Annotated in this window: 18 protein-coding genes and 1 pseudogene; 10 read left to right on the top strand and 9 right to left on the bottom strand. The window is 75.7% G+C overall.

Annotated elements, in window-relative coordinates:
• The first annotated feature begins 6 nt into the window (after positions 1–6).
• The 3 genes from ABTW87_RS07245 to ABTW87_RS07255 are packed head-to-tail and all read left to right on the top strand — an operon-like array spanning position 7 to position 4030.
• Entirely contained in the window at positions 7–990 is a 984-nt protein-coding gene (locus ABTW87_RS07245) for an ABC transporter substrate-binding protein (protein ID WP_350649400.1), read from the top strand.
• A 5-nt stretch (positions 991–995) separates the two neighbouring features.
• Positions 996–3095, top strand: coding sequence for an iron ABC transporter permease (locus ABTW87_RS07250; protein WP_502891540.1), 2100 nt, complete (start codon positions 996–998; stop codon positions 3093–3095).
• 20 nt (positions 3096–3115) lie between these two features.
• A complete protein-coding gene (locus ABTW87_RS07255; RefSeq protein WP_350649403.1) occupies positions 3116–4030 on the top strand; it encodes a siderophore-interacting protein in 915 nt (304 codons plus the stop codon).
• A gap of 98 nt (positions 4031–4128) precedes the next feature.
• Here ABTW87_RS07255 and ABTW87_RS07260 read toward each other — a convergent pair whose 3' ends face one another.
• Genes ABTW87_RS07260 through ABTW87_RS07270 form a run of 3 tightly spaced genes read right to left on the bottom strand, consistent with a single transcriptional unit; the run spans position 4129 to position 6010 of the window.
• On the bottom strand, positions 4129–4605 hold the full coding sequence (locus ABTW87_RS07260) for a Rieske (2Fe-2S) protein (RefSeq protein ID WP_350649404.1): 477 nt from the start codon (positions 4603–4605) through the stop codon (positions 4129–4131).
• Positions 4606–4634: 29 nt separating this feature from the next.
• On the bottom strand, positions 4635–5264 hold the full coding sequence (locus ABTW87_RS07265) for a DUF6529 family protein (RefSeq protein WP_350649405.1): 630 nt from the start codon (positions 5262–5264) through the stop codon (positions 4635–4637).
• A complete protein-coding gene (locus tag ABTW87_RS07270; RefSeq protein ID WP_350649406.1) occupies positions 5264–6010 on the bottom strand; it encodes a hypothetical protein in 747 nt (248 codons plus the stop codon). Before ABTW87_RS07270 ends, ABTW87_RS07265 begins: the two co-directional genes overlap by 1 nt.
• A 117-nt stretch (positions 6011–6127) precedes the next feature.
• On the opposite strand from ABTW87_RS07270, the gene ABTW87_RS07275 reads away from it, so the two are divergent.
• From ABTW87_RS07275 to ABTW87_RS07285, 3 genes are read left to right on the top strand one after another with little or no spacing between them, the layout of a single operon-like run.
• On the top strand, positions 6128–6640 hold the full coding sequence (locus tag ABTW87_RS07275; protein WP_350649408.1) for an FAD-binding protein: 513 nt from the start codon (positions 6128–6130) through the stop codon (positions 6638–6640).
• Complete coding sequence (locus ABTW87_RS07280; protein WP_350649409.1) at positions 6600–6878, top strand: sensory rhodopsin transducer; 279 nt, start codon at positions 6600–6602, stop codon at positions 6876–6878. Before ABTW87_RS07275 ends, ABTW87_RS07280 begins: the two co-directional genes overlap by 41 nt.
• A 13-nt stretch (positions 6879–6891) precedes the next feature.
• A complete protein-coding gene (locus ABTW87_RS07285; RefSeq protein WP_350649410.1) occupies positions 6892–8055 on the top strand; it encodes an FUSC family protein in 1164 nt (387 codons plus the stop codon).
• Positions 8056–8093: 38 nt separating this feature from the next.
• Here the strand turns inward: ABTW87_RS07285 and ABTW87_RS07290 are convergent, their stop codons facing one another.
• The 4 genes from ABTW87_RS07290 to ABTW87_RS07305 form a co-directional block, all read right to left on the bottom strand.
• Complete coding sequence (locus ABTW87_RS07290; RefSeq protein WP_350649411.1) at positions 8094–8774, bottom strand: potassium channel family protein; 681 nt, start codon at positions 8772–8774, stop codon at positions 8094–8096.
• Positions 8767–10137, bottom strand: coding sequence for a TrkH family potassium uptake protein (locus tag ABTW87_RS07295; protein WP_350649412.1), 1371 nt, complete (start codon positions 10135–10137; stop codon positions 8767–8769). Before ABTW87_RS07295 ends, ABTW87_RS07290 begins: the two co-directional genes overlap by 8 nt.
• 89 nt (positions 10138–10226) lie before the next feature.
• Positions 10227–10679, bottom strand: coding sequence for a hypothetical protein (locus tag ABTW87_RS07300; RefSeq protein ID WP_350649413.1), 453 nt, complete (start codon positions 10677–10679; stop codon positions 10227–10229).
• Positions 10672–12012: a molybdopterin-dependent oxidoreductase gene (locus ABTW87_RS07305; RefSeq protein ID WP_350649415.1), complete on the bottom strand. Its 1341-nt coding sequence runs from the start codon at positions 12010–12012 to the stop codon at positions 10672–10674. Before ABTW87_RS07305 ends, ABTW87_RS07300 begins: the two co-directional genes overlap by 8 nt.
• A gap of 209 nt (positions 12013–12221) precedes the next feature.
• On the opposite strand from ABTW87_RS07305, the gene ABTW87_RS07310 reads away from it, so the two are divergent.
• Positions 12222–13349, top strand: a complete 1128-nt coding sequence (locus ABTW87_RS07310; protein ID WP_350649416.1) for an NAD-dependent epimerase/dehydratase family protein — start codon at positions 12222–12224, stop codon at positions 13347–13349.
• A 78-nt stretch (positions 13350–13427) separates the two neighbouring features.
• On the opposite strand, the gene ABTW87_RS07315 is transcribed toward ABTW87_RS07310, so the two are convergent.
• Positions 13428–14861, bottom strand: coding sequence for a hypothetical protein (locus ABTW87_RS07315; RefSeq protein ID WP_350649418.1), 1434 nt, complete (start codon positions 14859–14861; stop codon positions 13428–13430).
• Between the two features lie 145 nt (positions 14862–15006).
• On the opposite strand from ABTW87_RS07315, the gene ABTW87_RS07320 reads away from it, so the two are divergent.
• The 3 genes from ABTW87_RS07320 to ABTW87_RS07330 are packed head-to-tail and all read left to right on the top strand — an operon-like array spanning position 15007 to position 17005.
• Positions 15007–15681, top strand: a complete 675-nt coding sequence (locus ABTW87_RS07320; protein WP_350649420.1) for a glycosyltransferase family 2 protein — start codon at positions 15007–15009, stop codon at positions 15679–15681.
• A complete protein-coding gene (locus tag ABTW87_RS07325; RefSeq protein WP_350649422.1) occupies positions 15678–16358 on the top strand; it encodes a TIGR04282 family arsenosugar biosynthesis glycosyltransferase in 681 nt (226 codons plus the stop codon). Before ABTW87_RS07320 ends, ABTW87_RS07325 begins: the two co-directional genes overlap by 4 nt.
• Positions 16355–17005 carry a class I SAM-dependent methyltransferase gene (locus ABTW87_RS07330; RefSeq protein ID WP_350649424.1) on the top strand — a complete coding sequence of 217 codons (651 nt, stop codon included), beginning with the start codon at positions 16355–16357 and terminating at the stop codon, positions 17003–17005. The genes ABTW87_RS07325 and ABTW87_RS07330 overlap by 4 nt, the downstream gene beginning before the upstream one ends.
• Before the next feature lie 35 nt (positions 17006–17040).
• On the opposite strand, the pseudogene ABTW87_RS07335 reads toward ABTW87_RS07330, so the two are convergent.
• A pseudogene (locus tag ABTW87_RS07335) lies at positions 17041–18714 on the bottom strand (sulfatase-like hydrolase/transferase); the annotation flags it as partial.
• Positions 18715–18813: the final 99 nt, after the last annotated feature.

Raw genomic sequence — 18813 nt, forward strand, 5'->3', positions numbered from 1 at the left:
ATCCCCATGATCCGAATCCGTGTCACCGCGGCGGTCGCCGCCGCGGCCGCCCTACTGCTCAGCGCCTGCGGCACCACCGAGGACACCGGCGCCCCGGCGGCCTCCGCCTCCGCCACCGGCGGGCCGGTCACCGTCACCGACAGCCGCGGCAAGGCCGTCACCTTCACGACCCCGGCGACCAAGGTCGTCGGCCTGGAGTGGGGCGAGGTCGAGATGCTCGTCGGTCTCGGCGTCATGCCGGTCGGCGTCGCCGACACCAAGGGCTACGGCACCTGGGTCACCGCCGCCAAGCTTGACCCGTCGGTGAAGGACGTCGGCACCCGGGCCGAACCGAGCGTCGACTCCATCGTCGCCCTCCAGCCCGACCTGGTCGTCATGGAGGACGACCGGGGCGGCGCCCTCGTCGCCCAACTGGAGAAGTACGTCCCGGTCCTCGTGACCAAGGGCAGCGACGCGGCGGACAACCTGGGCCGGATGCGGTCGGACCTGAACATGATCGCCACCGCGGTCGGCAAGACCGCCGAGGCGGAGAAGCTGCTCGCCGACTTCGACGCCGCCCTCGCCGACGGCAGGAAGAAGATCGCCGACGCCGGTGCGGCCGGCCGGCCGTTCGCCATCGCCGACGGCTGGAAGGAGGGCAGCACGGTCAGCATCCGCATGTTCGGCCAGGGCGCGCTGGTCTCCCAGATCGGCATCCAGCTCGGCCTCACCAACGCCTGGACCGGCAAGACCGACGAGGTGTGGGGCCTGGGCCAGACGGACGTCGAGGGGCTGACCGTCCTCAAGGACCCGAACCTGCACTTCTTCTACAACGCCTCGGACGGCACCGACGTCTTCGCCGACGGCCTGGCCGGCAACGCCATCTGGAAGTCCCTGCCGTTCGTGCAGAAGGGCAACCTGCACCGGATGCCGGACGGGATCTGGACCTTCGGCGGCCCGCTCTCCGGCAAGCAGTACATCGACCAGCTCGTGAAGACCTACACGGTGTGACCCAGCTGACCGCGCCCCCGCGCCCGGAGTCGGCCGTCCGGCCGGCTCCGGCCGCGCGGATCTCGGCTCCGCGGGTCACCGGAGCCTTCGCCGCCGCGACGCTGCTGCTGCTCGCGATCACCGCGGTGCACCTCACCCAGGGCACCTCCACCGTCGGCGCCCTCGACCTGCTGCGCCTGGTCACCGGCGGCGACGACGAGGCGGCCAGGGTGCTGGTCGCCTCCCGGGTGCCCCGGCTGCTCGCCGGGCTCGCCATCGGCCTGGCGCTGGGCTTCGCCGGCGCCGCGCTGCAGTCGGTCGCCCGCAACCCGCTCGCCTCGCCGGACACCCTCGCCGTCAACGCGGGCGCCCACCTGGCGATCGTCAGCGTCGCCGCGTTCGGCATCGCGCTGCCCGCCCTGCCGGCCGGCGCGCTCGCCTTCGGCGGCGGCCTGGCCGCCGCCGCGCTCGTGCTGGCGATGTCCGCGGGCGGGCAGGCCGGCACCACCCGGCTCATCCTCGCCGGCTCGGCCACCGCGCTCGCCCTCAACTCGCTGACGACGCTGCTGATGCTCCTCTTCGAACAGGGCACGATCGGGCTGTTCGCGTGGGGCAACGGCTCGCTCGTGCAGAGCGACCTGGTCGCGCTGACCCAGCTCGCCCCGGTCATCGCCGTCGCCGTCGGCGCGCTGCTGCTGCTCGGCCACCGCCTGGACATCCTCGCCCTCGGCGACGACACGGCGACCGTCCTCGGGCTCGACGTGCGGCGTACCCGGCTGATCGTGGTGGTGCTCGCCGTGCTGCTGTCCGCCGCGGCGGTGACCCTGACCGGCCCGGTCGGCTTCGTCGGCCTGTGCGCGCCGGTCATCGTCCGGCTGCTCGGGCGGCTTGTGCCCGGCGTGCACCGGCACCGCGTGCTGCTGCCGCTGTCGGGCATCGCCGGCATGGTCATCGTCCTCGGCTCCGACGTGCTGCTGCGCGCCGTCATGGGCGCCCAGGCCGGCGTCGACATCCCCACCGGTGTGGTGACCACGCTGTTCGGCGCGGCGATCCTCATCTGGCTCGCCCGCCGGCACCGCGACGCCGGCCCCACCCGCCGCCCGCCCGGCGGCCACGCCGCCGTCCGCTCCGGTGCCTTCCACCGGACCGTCGTCGTGGTGGCAGCGGTCGCCGCCGTCGCCGCGGTGACCGCCGGCATGCTCGCCGGGGACACGTGGCTGCTGCTCGGCGACGTCGTGAACTGGCTGCAGGGGCGGACCGGGCCGGCGTACACCTTCGTGCTGGACCAGCGGTGGCCGCGGGTCGCCGCCGCGGCGCTCGCCGGCGCGGCCCTCGCGGTCGCCGGCACCACCGTGCAGGCGGTCTGCCGCAACCCGCTCGCCGAGCCGGGCATCCTCGGCATCACCGCCGGCGCGGGACTGGGCGCGGTCGGGCTGCTCACCTTCGTGCCGCTGGCCGGGGTCTGGGCCGTCTCCGGGGTGGCCGGCGTCGGCGCGATCCTCGCCTTCGCGCTGGTCTACGGCGCGGCCTGGCGCGGCGGGCTCAGCTCCGACCGGCTGGTCCTCATCGGCTTCGGCGCCTGGCACGGCGGCATGGCGGTGATCACGTTCCTGATCGTCGCGTTCGACCCGTGGAACACCGGCAAGGCACTCACCTGGCTCTCCGGCTCCACCTACGGCCGCACCGCCACCCAGGTGCTGCCGGTGGCCATCGCCCTGCTGGTGCTCACCCCGGCCGTCGTGGCCGCCCGCCGGGAGCTGGACCTGCTCGCCCTCGACGACGACACGCCCCGGGTCCTAGGCGTGCGGCTGGAACGCACCCGGCTGGTGGCGCTCGGCGCGGCGGCGCTGCTCACCTCCACGGCGGTCTCCGCCGTCGGCGTGATCGGTTTCGTCGGCCTGGTCGCCCCGCACGCCGCCCGCGCCCTCGTGGGCGGCCGGCACGCCCGGGTGCTCCCCGTCGCCGCGCTGCTCGGGGCCGTCCTGGTCAGCGTCGCCGACACCCTCGGCCGGACGGTCATCGCGCCCGCCCAGGTCCCGGCGGGGCTGGTCACGGCCATCATCGGCACCCCGTACTTCGTCTGGCTGCTGTGGCGTTCCCGCGCCACCGCGACCCCCGCCCGGTAGCGCCCGATCCAGGAGGCACCATGACCCAGACCCTGCCCGTCGCACCGTGGCGGCTGTTCACCGTCGAGGTCCGGAGCGTACGCCGGCTCAGCCCGTCGTTCGTGCGGGTCACGTTCACCGGCCCGGACCTGGACCGGTTCGCCGACAACGGGTACGACCAGCGCGTCAAGCTGGCCTTCCCGCTGCCCGGCGAGCGCGGTGCGCGGCTGCCCGAGGGGCCCGACTGGTACGCCCGCTGGCGGGCACTGCCCGAGCACGAGCGGAACCCGATCCGGACGTACACCGTGCGGGCCGTCCGCCCCGAGCTGTCCGAGGTGGACGTCGACCTGGTCCTGCACGGCGACGGCGGCCCGGCGACCCGCTGGGCCCGCCGGGTCCGGCCCGGCGACGCGATCGCGATCCTCGGCCCGGACGCCGGCTACACGGGCGACCACGGCGGGGTCGAGTTCCGCCCGCCGGCCGCCGGTGACCTCCTGCTGGCCGGCGACGAGACGGCGGTGCCGGCGATCTGCGCCATCCTGGACCGGCTCCCGCTGACCGCCCGAGGGCGGGTGCTGCTGGAGGTGCCGGAGACCGACGACGTGCTGCCGGTGGCGGCGCCGCCCGGAATGGCGGTGACCTGGCTGGCCCGGGACGGGCAGGCGTACGGCGCCCGGCTGGTGCCGGCTGTCTCGGCCGCGGCGGCGGAGCTGCTCGCGGGCACGACCGGCCCGGCCGACGGCAGCGCGGAGCCGGTCGCCGAGGTCGACGTCGACGCCGAGATCCTGTGGGAGGTACCGACGCCGGCGGCCCCGGTGCCGCTCTACGCGTGGCTGGCCGGCGAGGCCGGCGTCATCCGCACGGTGCGCCGCCACCTCGTCGGCGAGTGCGGCCTGGACCGGCGGGCGGTCGCGTTCATGGGCTACTGGCGCCTGGGCCGCGCCGACCCGGCCTGACCCACCCCACCCCCGGCCTTCTCACCTCGCCGATCCTGCGCTTTTCTGCCCCGGCGAAAGGGGCGACCGAGGCAGACCGAGCGCCGGAAGGGGGAGGGTCAGGGGAGGCGGATCTCGTCGTTGTCGATCGTTATCGCGGTGGGTGGGAGTGGTTGGGGGGCCGGGCCGCCGCGGACCGAGCCGTCGGCGATGTCGAAACGGCTGTTGTGGCAGGCGCACACGATGACGCCGTCGTCGACCGAGGTGACCGTGCAGCCCTGATGTGTGCACGTCGCGGAGAACGCCTTGACGGTGCCCGCCGCGGGCTGGGTGAGCACCACCCCCTGATCCGGGAAGATCCGCCCTCCGCCGACCGGGATGTCCGCCAGCCGGGCCAGGGCCGGCCCGGCCGCCTCCGCACCGGCGGAAGCCCCCGGTGCGCCGGCCGACCCGCTCGGTGCGGCCGCCGGTGGGGCGACCGGCGCCGGCTCCGCGGTCGCCCCGTACGTCTGGCAGCCGGCCAGGACGGTGATGCCGGCCGCCCCCGTGCCGGCCAGCACCGCCCGGCGCGACGCCGCGCCCGCTTCGTCGGTCATCCCGATGTCCCTTCCGGATGGGGTCCGCGTCACCGCTGGAACCCGAACGTGGTGAAGTACCAGACCGACGAGGTCAGCCAGACCAGCATCAGCACGGTGAAGACCACCCCGCCGACCACCGGCAGCACCCAGCCGGCCAGGCCCCGGCGCGGCAGCGCCAGCATCTTGGTGGTGAACGCCCCGAAGAAGAAGCAGCCGGCCGCCGAGTGGGTGAGCGTCCGCAGGTCGTGGTCGGCGAAGCCGAGCGCGTACAGGCAGTGCACGGCGACCGGCACGGCCAGCAGGAACGCGACCCGCCCCGACCAGCGGTGCGCGAAACCGGCCAGGGCGGGCGGGACCGGGCCGAGCCGCCCCCACATGGCCAGCGCCGACAGCAGCTGCACCACCGCGAAGAACGCCGCACCGCTGCCGAGCCACACCTTCACCGTCTGCGGCCCGGAGAACCCCGCCACGTTGACCGCGATGCCGGTCGGCGTGTGCGTGCGCCCGTAGGCGCCGAGCGCCACCGCGACCGCCGCCCCCACCAGCAGCGGCAGGACGATCGACGCACGCGGGCCGGCGGCGGGCGGGTCGGCGAACGGGTCCGGCAGCACCTGGACGTCCGGCTCGTCGTCCAGGTCGGGCAGGGCGTGCGTACCGCCCTGGCGGTGCTCCGCCATCACGCACCGGCCTCCGGCCCGGGCACGACCGGCACGGCGGTGACCGTGACGCCCTTGACGATCGTGGTCCAGAAGGCCGGGTCCAGCGGCGGCGCCGCGACCGGCTTCCCGTTCCACGTCACCACCCCGACCTGCGTCCCGTCAGCCAGCACGATCCAACCGCCGTCGACGCGCTTGTCGGCGGCGGTGGCCCGGTAGAGCGCCGGGGAGGTGCCGCCGGTCGCGGTGGCGGTGAACGCCCGCCGCTTGTCGTCGACGCGGACCTCGCCGCTGACCCGGTCGCCGTCGATGGTGCCGGTCAGCTGGGCACCGTCGGCGCCGCTCAGCTCCAGCTTCGTGCCGGTGACCCGGCCCCGCAGCCAGATCTCCAGGCTCCGGCCGTCGCACACGTACGCCACGGCCCGGCCCTGGCGGACGGTCAGCGCGATCGTGGCGCCCCCGTCCAGCCGGCCGGTCCACGTGCCGTCCACCGCGGCGGCTCCCGGGGCGGGTGACGCGGCCGGCGCGGAGGGCGGCGGTGCCGGGGCACCCGGCTGGGCACCCGGCGTCGGGGCGTCGCCGGTCGGCGACGCCGCCGCCTCCGGGGTCTCCTCCGGGGTCGCCTCCGGGCCGGCCGGTGCCGGCGCGGCGGCTCCCGCGCCCGCCCCCGCCGGCGCCGGCGGGGCCGCCTGGGCGCTCATGGTGAACAGCACGGCCGCGAGCGCCGTCCCGCTCGCCAGCGTGAGGATCGGGGTCATCCGCTTCATGGCATCTCCTCCACCCGGACGTACGAATGGCGCCCCGCGGTCGTTCAATCCGTCGCTGAGATGCTCCGGTCGGTTTCCGCCCGGGTACGCCGGGTATGCGCCGCCTCGGGAGGTGCGGTGGACTTCGTCAACTGGTCCGGCAGCCTGGCGTTCACCCCGGCCGAGCGGGTCGAACCCGGCAGCGAGGCGGAGGTCCGCGACCTGGTCCTGCGCGCACGGGACAGCGGCACCACGGTCCGGCCGGTCGGTTCGGGCCACTCGTCGAGCCCGTTGGTGCGCACCGACGGGATCCTGCTCAGCCTCGACCGGATGTCCGGCGTGCTCCACGACGACGGCGCGCGGGCCACCGCCTGGGCCGGCACCAGACTGAAGGTGCTGGGGGAGGGGCTGTACGACGCCGGCCTGGCGATGGACAACCTCGGCGACGTCGACTACCAGTCGGTCGCCGGTGCCACCGCCACCGGCACCCACGGCACCGGGCTCGGCTTCGGCAACCTGAGTACCCAGGTCACCGGCGTCCGCCTGGTCACCGGCACCGTTCCCCAGCCACGGCCGGGAGCCGGAGTTCACCGGGTTCGACCAGCTCTGCGTGCTGAACGCCGCCGACCGGGACGCGGAGCTGACGCTTGACTTCTACTACGAGGACGCCGATCCGGTCGGCCCGTACCGGATCCGGGTCGGCGCCCGGCGGATCCGGCACGTCCGCGTCAACGACCTGATCGATCCGGAGGCGGTCCGCCTCGACCGGCCGTACGGGTGCGTGCTGCGCTCGCCGGTGCCGGTGGTCGTGCAGTTCCTCCGCCAGGACACCCGGCTGCCGGGGGTGGTGGCGGTGGCGGTGACCGCCACGCTCGCGTACCCCGCGTGACCGCGTGTGACGGGTGCCGGTCCGGGTAACCGCCGCCATGCCGTCCGACGTCGCGGGTGACGGCCGGGCCGCCCCGGTGCGCCGGCTGCGGGCCCGGCTCCGGCGCACCGGCCGGGCCAGCCTGCGGCGCTTCCGGACCTACCTGATCATCGGCGTGCAGGCCGGGCTCGCCGCGGCGCTCGCCTGGGTGATCGCCCACCAGCTGCTGCGCATCGAGGAGCCGACGTTCGCCCCCGGCGCCGCGGTGGCGGTGATCGGCGCGTCGCTGGCCCGGCGGGCCGTGCGGACGGTCGAGCTGCTGCTGGGCATCGGCGTCGGGATCGCGGCCGGCGACGCGCTGATCGCCCTGATCGGCACCGGGGCGTGGCAGACCGGGTTGATCGTCTTCCTGGCGGTCACGGGCGCGGCCGCCGCCCGGGGTACCGGCCTGCTGATGACCCAGGCCGGCGCCACGGCGGTGCTGGTGGCGACGCTCACCCCGGCCAATCCCGACCTGGAGCTTCCCCGGGCGATCAACGCCCTGATCGGCGGCCTGGTGGGGCTGTTCGTGATGCTGATCCTGGCGCCACTGAACCCGCTGCGCACCATCCGTCGGGTCGCCGGCTCCGCCCTGGACCTGTTCGCCCGCCAGATGACCGTCTGCGCCGAGGCCCTCGCCGGCGGCGACGCCCGCCGGGCGGAGGCCCTGCTCGACGAGATGCGCAACTCGGAGTCGAGGCTGACCCAGCTCAAGGAGGCGGCGAACGCCGCCGGCGAGGTGGTCCGCTTCTCTCCGCTGCGGTGGCGCCGCCGCCGGGTCGTGCGCGCCTACTGCGACGGGGTCAAGCACATGGAGCGGGCGTACCGGAACAGCCGGACCCTGGTCCGCCGCGCGAGCACCGCCCTGCGGGACACCGAACCGGTGCCGCCGGACCTGCCCGCCGCCATCGAGGAGTACGGGGCGGCGGTGCGGCTGCTGCACCGGGAGTTCCTGGCCGGGCAGGAGCCGGTCCAGGCGCGGGATCGGGTGCTGCTGGCGGTACGCCACGCCGGCGAGGCGTGCCGGCAGGAGATCGGCTTCTCCGGCACGATCGTGGTGTCCCAGCTGCGAACCGTCGCCAACGACCTGTTGCGGGCCACGGGTGTGCGGCGGGACGAGGCACGCCAGCTCGTCCGGCGCGCCGCCGCCGGCCGGTGACCGCTGCCGGGTCGCCTTCGGCCGGCGGGCGCCGTGGCTCACCCGGCGGAGGCGAACCGCTCCACGTTGTCGATCGCACCGACGACGAGGATCAGGTCCCCGTAGCTGAGCACCGTGTCCGGGGTGGCGTACGTGAAGGCGGGCTGGCGGCCGCCGAGCGCGACCTGCGGTTTGACCGCGACCACCGTGACTCCCCACTTGCTGCGCAGCTGAGACTCACGCAGCGGAACGCCGACCACGTCCCGGGGCGGTTTTGTCTTGATCACCGCGAAGTCGGCGTCCACCTCGACGTAGTCGAGGATCCGCCCGGAGAGCAGGTGAGCGACCCGCTCGCCCATGTCGTGCTCGGGTGCGACGACGTGGTGGGCACCCACCCGGTTCAGGATGTTGCCGTGCTGGGCGCTGATCGCCTTTGCCCAGATGTCCGGGATCCCCAGCTCGGACAGCAGGGAGGTGGTGAGGATGCTGGCCTGGATGTCCGTGCCGATCGCCACCACGGCCCGGTGGAACTCGGTGACGCCGAGCTGCCGCAGGGCCTCGATGTCAGTGGAGTCCGCGGTGATGACGTGCGGGAGCTGCCCGACCAGCGACTGGACCACCTTGGGCCGGTTGTCGACGCCGAGCACCTCGGTGCCCCGCCGCAGCAGCTCCAGCGCCAGCGCGCTGCCGAAGCGACCGAGCCCGATGACCACGACCGGTTCGGTGTCTCGCTCAGCCAACGATCGTCCTCTCCTCGGGCAGTTCGTAGCGCCGGGTGCGGTCCCGCAGCGCCAGGGCCGACGCCAGCGTCAACGGGCCGATACGCCCGGCGAACATCAGGACGACGAGCAGCAGGTCCGCCTCCGGTGGCAGGCTACCGGTGATCCCGGTCGAGAGGCCGACGGTGCCGAACGCGGACACCACCTCGAAGAGCACCACGTCCAGCCGGTACGGCGTGATCGCCAGCAACAGGAACGTGGCGGTCACCACGGCGCCGACGCCGAGCAGCGCGATGGCGAGTGCCTGCCGCTGGTTGCTGGCCGGGATCTGCCGGTTGCCGACGTGGACGTGGCGCTCGCCGCGCATCTCCGACCACAGCACATAGGCCAGCAGCCCGAAGGTGGTCACCTTGATGCCACCCGCCGTGCCGGCGCTGCCCCCGCCGATGAACATGAGCACGTCGCTGGCGAGGAGGCTCTCCGGCCGCAGCGCGCCGATGTCCAGGCTGTTGAAGCCGGCCGTACGGGTCATCGCCGAGGCGAACAGCGCCGCCTGCCACTTCTCCGGGGCGTCCAGCGGGCCGAGCGTCCGCGGGTTGGAGTACTCGGTCAGCAGCAGCACGAGCGTGCCGATCACCAGCAGACCCGCGGTCAGCACCACGGTCAGCCGGGTCATCACCGACCACACGGCCGGTCGTCGCCAGGTCCGGGCCAGCTCGAACACGACCGGGAACCCCAGCCCGCCCAGCACGACGGCGGCGGTCACCGTCAGACAGATCCACGGGTCGGTGACGTAGCCCATCAGGCTGTCGGCGCGGGTGGAGAACCCGGCGTTGTTGAACGCGGACACGGCGTGGAACACCCCGTCGTAGAGCGCCCGCCCGAACGGCTCCTCGTAGGCGGTCGCGAAGCGGGTGGTGAGCACGACCGCGACCACCGCCTCGCTGGCGAGGCTGAACAGCACGATCCGGCGCACCACGCCCCGCACGTCGGTGAGGTCCAGGCTCTTCGTCTCGGCCTGCGCGAGGAACCGCGCCCGCAGCCCCAGCCGCCGGGACAGCAGCACGGTGAACAGCGTGGCGAGCGTCATGATGCCCAGCCCGCCGGCCTGGATGAGCAGCAGGATCACCGCCTGCCCGAAGCCGGACCAGTAGCTGCCGGTGTCGACCGTCACCAGGCCGGTCACGCACACCGCCGAGGTCGCCGTGAACAGGGCGTCGACCGGTCCGGCCGGCTCGCCGGAACGCGTCGCCACCGGCAGCGACAGCAGGGCGGTGCCGACCGCCACCGCGAGACCGAAGCCGGTGGCGATCACCTGGGCGGGGTGGCGGAACTGGTCGGAGGTACGCCGCTGCCAGGCCGGTCGCCGCCTCAGCACCCGCACCGCGCCCCGTCCCGTCGTGGTTCAGCCCGGCCCGTGCGACCGCGGTCCCCGCTGGCAATGCGCACGTCGTGGATGATTCCACGCCGGTCCTAGGACCGGTCACGCCGCCACCGCCTGAAGATGTACACGACGGTGCTGACCAGGAAGAACGATGCGCTCAGGGCCAGCCAGCGGCCCAGCAGCGGCGCCGGCTGCCGGCCGGTCGCCGACTCGTAGGCCGAACCGCCGAGGCCGAGGATCCCGGGCAGGTAGACCACGAACAGCAGCGCCGAGGCGAGCGCGGGAACCCGGACGTGGTTGAGCGGTGCACGCCGGACGGTGAGCCGGCGCAGCACCCGGTCGGCAGTCGCGTACACAGGGAAGAGAACCAGGTCGTGCACGACCACCGCGCCGACGAACCACGCCAGCATCCGCAGCCGGTCCGCCTCGCCGGCCAGCCGCAGCGCCACCCAGCTGGCGACGGCGAAGCAGGCGAGCAGCACCAGCAGGTGACGAGCCCCGGCGCCGTACGCCGCCCGCAGCCGGCCGACCCGGTCAGCCATCGGTCCGGAAGTCGATCGCGGCGACCCACTTGGTGCAGTGCACGCCGGGCAGGGCCGGCACGATGATCCGGGCCGGGTACCCGTGGTCGGCGGACAGGTCGGCGCCGTTGACCCGCAGCGCCAGCAGCGAGTCGCCGTCGAGGACCTGGTTCGCCTGGAGGACGGCCTGGTTGAACAGCCCACCCCGCTCCAGTGAGCGCACCTGCGCGGAGGTCGGGTCGGTCACCCCGAGCAGTGCGGCGAGGTCGCGCAGGCGGACACCGGTCCAGGTCTGCAGGGTCGACCAGCCCTCCACGCAGGCGATCGGCAGGCGTGCGGTGTGCTGAGCCATGGCGAGCAGGTCGGGCCGGTCGACGGTGACCTCGCGTCCGCCGCCGCGCAGGGCCAGCCGCCAGCCGGGACCGGTGTCGGCCGCGGTGACGCCGGCCGCGGCGGCGCTGCGGTTCACCGGGAACCCGTTCGGGCCGTCTCCCGGATCCTGTCCCCGGGGCAGCAGCAGCGCGGTGCGCCGCAGCGGGCCGTCCAGGCTCTGGCCGACGGTCAGCGCCCCGAGCAGCAGGGCACCTCCGCCGACCAGGGCGACCGCGCCGCGCCGGCTCACCGTGGCCGGTCCGGGCTGCGGGGCCACCAGGCCGTCCGGGTCGGGCGGCTCCGGCCGGGTGGTCGCCGTGTCGGCCCGCGCCCCGGCCGCCGGCCGGGTCCGCAGCGCGCTGAGCATCCGAGGCAGCTTCAGCGACACGTGGGCCACAAGCGCCGCCGTGAAGACCCAGGCGCCGAAATAGTGCGCGGTGTAGAAGTCGAAGTTGAACACGTACGCGTACTGGATGTTCAGCAGGCCGGTGGCGATCTCGAAGAGAACGCCGCCGACCAGCAGGAGCAGGGAGAGCCGTTCGAGCACCTGCGCCGGCGAGCGGGCCGGCGGCCAGTCGAACAGCTTCGGGATCACCGACCACAGCTTCGCCAGCACCACCGGGATCAGCATGATCCCGAGGGTCACGTGCAGCCCCTGGGTGACCCGGAACAGCCAGGACGGCCGGGTCGGCCAGTCGACCTGCGGCAGCCGCAGCCAGCCCACCCCCCGGGGGAAGGCCTGGTCGAACTGCGGTCCGTACGCCAGGTAGTCCAGCAGCCCGGTGAGGATCACCAGGGGCAGCGTGGCGAGCAGGACCGCACCGTAGACGGAGGTCAGCCACGGCCCACGCAGCGGGCTGCGCCAGCTCCGGGTGACCCGCCCGGCTCCGGGCGGCCGGTGCCGGGCGAGGGCACGCCAGAGCGGCGCCGGGAAGCCGTACTCCCGTTCGCCGGCCGGACCGCCGTCGTCCTTTCCGGGCATGGGCGCTCCCCCTGTCGCCGTTGGCTGGTGCCCCATCCGCGACGCTAGACGGGGTGCGGACGGCCCGGTCCCGGTTGCGCCATTACGGGCCGCTTACGTCCGACCCGCGTACCGCCGTCGCGTGACGGTCCGGCGGCGACTCTTACGGACTCGTGACGGTCCGCCCGAACCGGCGCGGGCAGCCGCCGGACGGGCCTAGCGTGACCGGAATGCGGATACTCGTCACCGGCGCTGCCGGTTTCGTCGGGTCGCACGTCGTGGACCTGGCCGTCGCCGAGGGGCACGAGGTGGTCGGCCTGGACGCGCTTCTCCCGCAGGCGCACGCGGGCGAGCTGCCCGCGTGGTCGCGGGCGCATCCGCCGGTGCTCGGCGACGTCCGGGACGCCGCCCTGCTGGATGAGCTGCTGTCCGGCGTGGACGCGGTGTGCCACCAGGCCGCCATGGTCGGTCACGGCCTCGACCCGTCCGACGCCCCGGCGTACGCCAGCCACAACGACTACGGCACGGCGGTGCTGCTGGCCGCCATGCACCGGGCCGGGGTGACCCGGTTGGTGCTGGCCAGCTCGATGGTCGTCTACGGGGAGGGGACGTACCGGTGCGGCGCGCACGGCACCGTCCGGCCGGGCCCGCGCCGTCCCGCCGACCTGGCCGCCGGCCGGTACGAGCCGACCTGCCCCACCTGCCACCGGCCGCTCACCCCGGGCCTGGTGCCCGAGGACGCGCCGCTGGAGCCCCGCAGCACGTACGCCGCCAGCAAGCTGGCCCAGGAGCACCTGGCCGCCGCCTGGGCCCGGCAGACCGGCGGCGGTGTCTGGGCCCTGCGGTACCACAACGTCTACGGGCCCCGGATGCCCCGCGACACCCCGTACGCGGGGGTCGCGTCGGTCTTCCGATCCGAGCTGGCCGCCGGCCGGCCGCCCCGGGTGCTCGAGGACGGCCGGCAGCGCCGGGACTTCGTGCACGTCACCGACGTGGCCCGGGCGAACCTGCTGGCGCTGGCGGCCCCCGCCCCGGACGGCCTGGAGCCGCTGAACGTGTGCTCGGGTGAGCCGCACACCGTTGGCGAACTGGCCACCGCGCTGGCCGAGGCGGTGGGCGGACCGGCGCCGGTCGTGGTCGGCGGCGGCCGTGCGGCCGACGTCCGGCACGTCGTCGCCGATCCCCGGAAGGCCGCCGAACGGCTCGGCTACACCGCGCGGATCGGGTTCGCCGGGGGCGTGGCCGCGTTCGCCCACGACCCGCTGCGCGAACCGGCCGCCCTGCGTGGCGCGGGTCCGCCGCCGGCGGCGCCGGCCGAACCCGTCGTGTCGGCCGAGCCCTCCGCGCTGCCGGCCTGACGCTCGGCGGTTCCGGCCGGCGCGCGGCACGGGGGCGCGCGCCGGCCGGGCGGTACGTCCGCGCCGCGCCGACGATGCTCAGCTGACCGTCCACAGCAGGTGGTTCACCGCGAGGGCGGTGAGCGCCTGCCCGGCCAGCCACCAGCGGCGGGCACCGGCCGGCAGGTGCGCGACGGCCACCAGCAGCCACACCGCGAACGGCAGCCAGATCCGCTCCACCTCGGCCTTGCTCAGCCCGGACAGGTCGGCGGCGACGATCACCAGCGCCCCGGCCAGCGGCAGCACCACCGTCGGTCCGGTGCCGCGTAGCCGAGCCACCGCAGAGCGCCACCGCGCGGACCCGGCGCGCGCGGTGCCGGCGGCCCGCCCGGCGGGAACGGAAGCGCCGGGGGCACCGACCCGCCGCGCGGCGTCCGCCAGCGCCCGCCGCAGCGCCGGCCCGACCGCCGGTCCCGCGCACAGGAGCAGCGCGGCCAGGTTCGCCCACACCCAGTAGGCGTACGGACGATCCGCCGCCCAGCCCTGGTAGTAACGCTCCACCACCAGGCGGTACCCGTCCCACCACCAGAAACCGGCCGCGACGAAGGCCGCCACGGCGGTGGCGGTGCCGGCGGCGGCGAAGAAGGCTCCCCACCGGTCCCGTGCCCGCAGCGCCAGCACCGCCACCGCGAGAAGCCCGACAAGCACGAACCCGTACGACAGGTGCAGGGCGAAGCCCAGCACGAGCCCGCCGGCGGCCGCGGCCCAGCGGCCACCGACGGCGAGCAGCGCGAGCCCGGCGGCGACCACACCGGCGAACAGGCCGTCCGCCGAGGCGCCCACCCACACCGCGCCCGGCAGCAGCACCAGGAACGGCAGTACGGCGCGAGCGGCCCCGGTGGCGCCCAGCGCGCGCAGTGTCAGCGGCACCGACACCGCCACCGTGGCGCCGGCCAGGACGCAGGCCAGCCCGGCCGCCGCGCCCCCGCCCAGCCCGACCCGGTCCAGCCAGACGAAGACCAGCAGCGCGCCGGGCGGATGACCCGCCGTGTGCGTCGACCACGAATCGGGCTGGAAGTCGAGGATCCGCCCGGTGAAGCCGGCGAGCATGGCCGGGACGTCGTCGACCCGGGGCACCTCGTGCAGGTACTCCGCCTGTGGGGTCAACCGCTGCGCCAGCCCCGCCGACCAGCCGTCGACGAGAGCGAGCGACAGCGTCCACGCGACCGCCGCCAGCCAGGCCGCCGCGAGCAGCCGGCCCCAGGGGGCGGTCCGCGCCCAGGTCACACCCCAGCCCAGCACCACCGCCGCGACCAGCACCGCCGCGGGTGTGCCCCAGCCGACGTGCGGCCGCCACGTCGCGTAGAGCGGGGCGGCGTCGGCGTACAGGCCGGCGTCCCGGGCGTTGAGCAGCACGCCGACCACCGCGGCGGCCGCCACCAGGGCACCCTCGACGGCGAGCACCACCAGGTCGGCCCGACCGCGCGCGGGCGTCTCGTGGCGGGCCGCGGCCCGCGTCGGGGTGGACGTCATGACGACCGGACGGTACGGCCCCGGACGCCGTCGCGCAGGCGAAGCCGCGTTCCGTCACCGGACGGTAAGAAGTCCCTCGCCCGTTAAGCGATCCGTAAGCACATTCGGGCCGCGACGGGGCCGGCCCCGCCCTAGCGTCCAAGGCATGCCCACACGCATCGACGTGGTACTGCCGTGCCTGGACGAGGCCGCGGCGCTGCCCGCGGTCCTCGCCGCGCTGCCGCCCGGGTACCGGGCGCTCGTGGTGGACAACGGCTCGCGGGACGGGTCGCCGGAGGTGGCCGCGCGGCACGGCGCCCGGGTGGTGCACGAGCCCCGCCGCGGCTACGGGGCGGCCGTCCACACGGGGCTGGTCGCCGCCGAGACCGAGCTGGTCTGCGTCCTGGACGCGGACGGCTCCTTCGACCCGGCGGAGCTGCCGGCGCTTGTCGCCCCGGTGGCGGACGGCTCGGCCGACCTCGCGGTCGGGCGTCGCCGGCCCGTCTCGGCGGGCGCCTGGCCGTGGCACGCCCGGGCCGGGACCGCGCTGGTGGCGGCGCTGTTGCGGCAGCGCGGCGTGCCGCTGCGCGACCTGAGCCCGATCCGGGTGGCCCGGCGTGAGCCGCTGCTCGCCCTCGGCGTCACCGACCGGGCCTTCGGCTACCCGCTGGAACTGCTGATCCGGGCCGCCGGCGCCGGCTGGCGCATCCGCGAGCTGGACGTCACCTACGCGCCGCGCGCCGCCGGCACCCGCTCGAAGGTGTCCGGCTCGGTACGCGGCACCCTGCGGGCGACCCGGGACTTCGCCGGCGTGCTGCGCAGCCTGGGCGGCCCCCGGTGACCGTCCTGCTCGTGGTGGCGAAGTCACCGGTACCCGGTGCGGTGAAGACCCGCCTGTGCCCGCCCGCCACTCCGGTGCAGGCGGCCCGGCTCGCCGCCGCGGCGCTGCGGGACACCCTCGACGCGGTCGCGGCCACGCCGGGCGCGCTCCCGGTGCTCGCCCTGCACGGGCGGCTCGCGGACGGCGTGGACGCCGACGAGCTGCGGGCGGCCGTCGCCGGGTGGACCGTGCTGCCGCAGCGCGGCACCGGCCTGGGCGACCGGCTCGCCGCCGCGTACGCCGACGTCGCGCAGGCGTGTCCGGGACGCCCGGTGCTCCAGATCGGCATGGACACGCCGCAGGTGACGCCGGCCCTGCTCGCTGCGGCGGCGCGCCGGCTGGCCGGCGCGGACGCGGTGCTCGGTCCCGCGGTGGACGGCGGCTGGTGGGCGCTGGGACTGCGGGATCCCCGGCACGCCGCCGCCCTGCGCGAGGTGCCGATGTCCACCCCGGAGACCGGGCGGCGCACCGCCGCGGCGCTTGCCGCGCTGGGCCTGCCGGTGGGACGGCTGCCGCTGCTGCGCGACGTCGACGGCTGGGCCGACGCGCTGGCGGTGGCCGAGGCGGTGCCCGGCAGCCGGTTCGCCGTCCGGATGGCCGGGGCCCGGCCGGCACTGCTGCCCGGCGGCCTCCGGTGACGATCGTCGCCACCGGTGGGTTCGCGGCGGCCCTCGCCGCGGGGGCCGGCGTCCACTGGCTGGTCGAGGCCGACGGCCGGCGCACCCGTCTCCCGGTCGACCGGTGGCACGGCGGGGCCGAGCCGGCCCTGGCGGCGGTCCTGCGCCGGTGCGGCGGGCCGACGCTGGACGTCGGCTGCGGGCCGGGCCGGGTCACCCGGGCTCTGGTGGAGGCCGGTGTCACGGCCGTCGGCGTGGACGTCAGCGCCGAGGCGGTCCGGCTCACCCGGGCCCGGGGCGCGGTCGCCCTGCGCGGTGACGTGTTCGCCCCGCTGCCCGCCGAGGGCCGGTGGTCGCACGTGCTGCTGATCGACGGCAACATCGGCATCGGTGGCGACCCGGTCGGCCTGCTGCGCCGTTGCCGGGAGCTTCTCGGTCCCGGGGGGACCGTGCTCGTCGAGGTGGAGGCGACCGGCCCCGGCCTGTGGCGCGGCGGTGGCCATCTCGCGTACCGGAGCACCGACGGCGTGCTCCGGCGGGGACCGTCGTTCCGGTGGGCCCGCCTCGACGAGCGCGCGCTGCCGGCCGCCGCGATCGCGGCCGGCCTCGCGGTGCACGACCTGCTCGCCGGGGACGGCCGTCGGTTCGGCGTCCTGGCGCGTGCCTGACCGCCGCGCGCCCGGTCGCGGCCGGTGACCGCGGGTCAGCGCGGCGGGCCGGCGACCGGGGGCGGCGGGTCGAGGGTGGGGGAGAAGGTGGCCAGGAACCGGTCCCGGAAGGTGTCCATCCGCCACACCGGGGCGTCCGGCGCCGGCCGCAGCCCGGTGGCCCAGCCCCACCCGGCGACCCGGTCGAGCACGGCCGGGTCCCGCGCCACGATGCTGATCGGCACGTCGCGGCTGGCGTCCGGGCCGGTCACGACCGGCGCCGGCTGGTGGTCGCCGACCACGACCAGCACCAGGTCGTCGTCGCCGTGGCGCTGGACGTACGAGATGAGCGCGCCGAGCGTGTACTCGATGGACCGCCGGTACCCGGTCCGGGGCTGCTTCGACGGGTACCGCTCGACCGCTTCGTGGAACATCCGGCCGTCACCCAGGTCGTCCCAGTCGACAAGCCTGGGGATGTGCGTCCAGGGGGAGTGGCTGGAGATAAGCGCCAGCTCGGCCATCACCGGCCGGCGGTCGGCGCCGGCCAGCTCCTTCTGGTGGAAGACGGAGAGCGTGTACTGGTCGGGCATCGGCGCGAAGCTGAACCGGGGGCCCCGGTAGCCGAGGCTGTGCTCGTCGTAGAACGTCTCGTAGCCGTAGAACGACCCCTCCGGCCACGGCTGGTTGGCCGCCGGCATCACGCCGACGGTCCGCCAGCCGGCCTGCCGGAAGGCGTCACCGAGCGTCGTCCGGTCGCTGGCGAGCAGCGCGCGGTGCCGCTGGTCGTTGTCGATCCACAGGCCGGAGAGCAGCGTGGCGTGGGCCAGCCAGCTCCCCCCGCCGATGGTGGGCGAGGTGAGGAAGGCGCTCCGGCTGCCGAACCCGGCGGCGGTCAGCCGCCGGTTCCCCTCGTCGAGCACCAACCCGACGTTTGCGAACTCCGGCTCCTGCACGACGTCGCGCCCGTAGCTCTCCACGAACGCGACCAGGACGTCCTTGCCCTGCAACGCGGTCAGCAACCGGTCCGTGGGTGCCGACCGGTACGGGTCGGTGTCGACCTCGCCGGCGAACACCGTCCGGTCCCGCAGGCGGGCCTGCACCTGCGCGGCGTGCGCCGACACCAGGGTGGTGGCGGCGGTGGCGGCCACCGGCACGCCGGGAGCGATCCGCACGCCGGTCGCGGCGGCGACCAGCCACAGCACCACGAGCGCGGCGAGCGTCCGCCGGGACCGGTCGGGGTGGCCGGCCAGCAGCCGGCCCAACCGCAGGACCGCCCAGGTCAGCGCCGCGGGCAGGCCGACGACCAGGAGCGCCGCGCCGACGGCCACGGCGACCGCCCCGGCCCGCCCGACCGAGCCGCTGACGAAGTTGAACGTCTCGTCGAGCAGCGCCCAGTCCAGGACGAGGTCGAACGGGCGGCCCAGCGTCGTGCCGAAGCCCAGGTCGGCCGCCTTGAGGATCACCAGCAGCCCGAGCAGCGCGCCCGTTGCGGCGGCGACCGGCCGCCGTGCCCGCGCGGGCAGCGCGAGCAGGACCGCCGCGAGTACCAGTCCCTCCAGCGGGATCCGGAGCAGCGCGGCGGGCGTGAGGTTGCCGACGCCCGCCGGTGCGCCCAGGGCGACCAGCACCAGCAGCACGGCCACCGCGGTGGTCACCCACCACCCGACTCGGCGCCACCGCGGCCGGTCCCTGCCCGGCGGGGTACGCCCCGATCCCGGCTCCTCCGGCGGACCGGTGGTCCTGGCCGGCTGCCCGACGGTCTCGCTCTGCTGCACGCGGTGCTCCTCGGTCAGTCGTGGACGGCGACGAGTTCGCGGACGGCCGGGCGG

The sequence above is a fragment of the Micromonospora sp. NPDC126480 genome (genome assembly GCF_040302465.1).
Taxonomy (GTDB): Bacteria; Actinomycetota; Actinomycetes; order Mycobacteriales; family Micromonosporaceae; genus Micromonospora.

Bases quoted from the DNA above. Each gene is read 5' to 3' on its own strand.
- ABTW87_RS07255 (WP_350649403.1), top strand. From the start codon at position 3,116: ATGACCCAGACCCTGCCCGTCGCACCGTGGCGGCTGTTCACCGTCGAG.
- ABTW87_RS07270 (WP_350649406.1), bottom strand. From the start codon at position 6,010: ATGAAGCGGATGACCCCGATCCTCACGCTGGCGAGCGGGACGGCGCTC.
- ABTW87_RS07305 (WP_350649415.1), bottom strand. From the start codon at position 12,012: ATGCCCGGAAAGGACGACGGCGGTCCGGCCGGCGAACGGGAGTACGGC.
- ABTW87_RS07310 (WP_350649416.1), top strand. From the start codon at position 12,222: ATGCGGATACTCGTCACCGGCGCTGCCGGTTTCGTCGGGTCGCACGTC.
- ABTW87_RS07260 (WP_350649404.1), bottom strand. From the start codon at position 4,605: ATGACCGACGAAGCGGGCGCGGCGTCGCGCCGGGCGGTGCTGGCCGGC.
- ABTW87_RS07245 (WP_350649400.1), top strand. From the start codon at position 7: ATGATCCGAATCCGTGTCACCGCGGCGGTCGCCGCCGCGGCCGCCCTA.
- ABTW87_RS07300 (WP_350649413.1), bottom strand. From the start codon at position 10,679: ATGGCTGACCGGGTCGGCCGGCTGCGGGCGGCGTACGGCGCCGGGGCT.
- ABTW87_RS07265 (WP_350649405.1), bottom strand. From the start codon at position 5,264: ATGGCGGAGCACCGCCAGGGCGGTACGCACGCCCTGCCCGACCTGGAC.
- ABTW87_RS07315 (WP_350649418.1), bottom strand. From the start codon at position 14,861: ATGACGTCCACCCCGACGCGGGCCGCGGCCCGCCACGAGACGCCCGCG.
- ABTW87_RS07320 (WP_350649420.1), top strand. From the start codon at position 15,007: ATGCCCACACGCATCGACGTGGTACTGCCGTGCCTGGACGAGGCCGCG.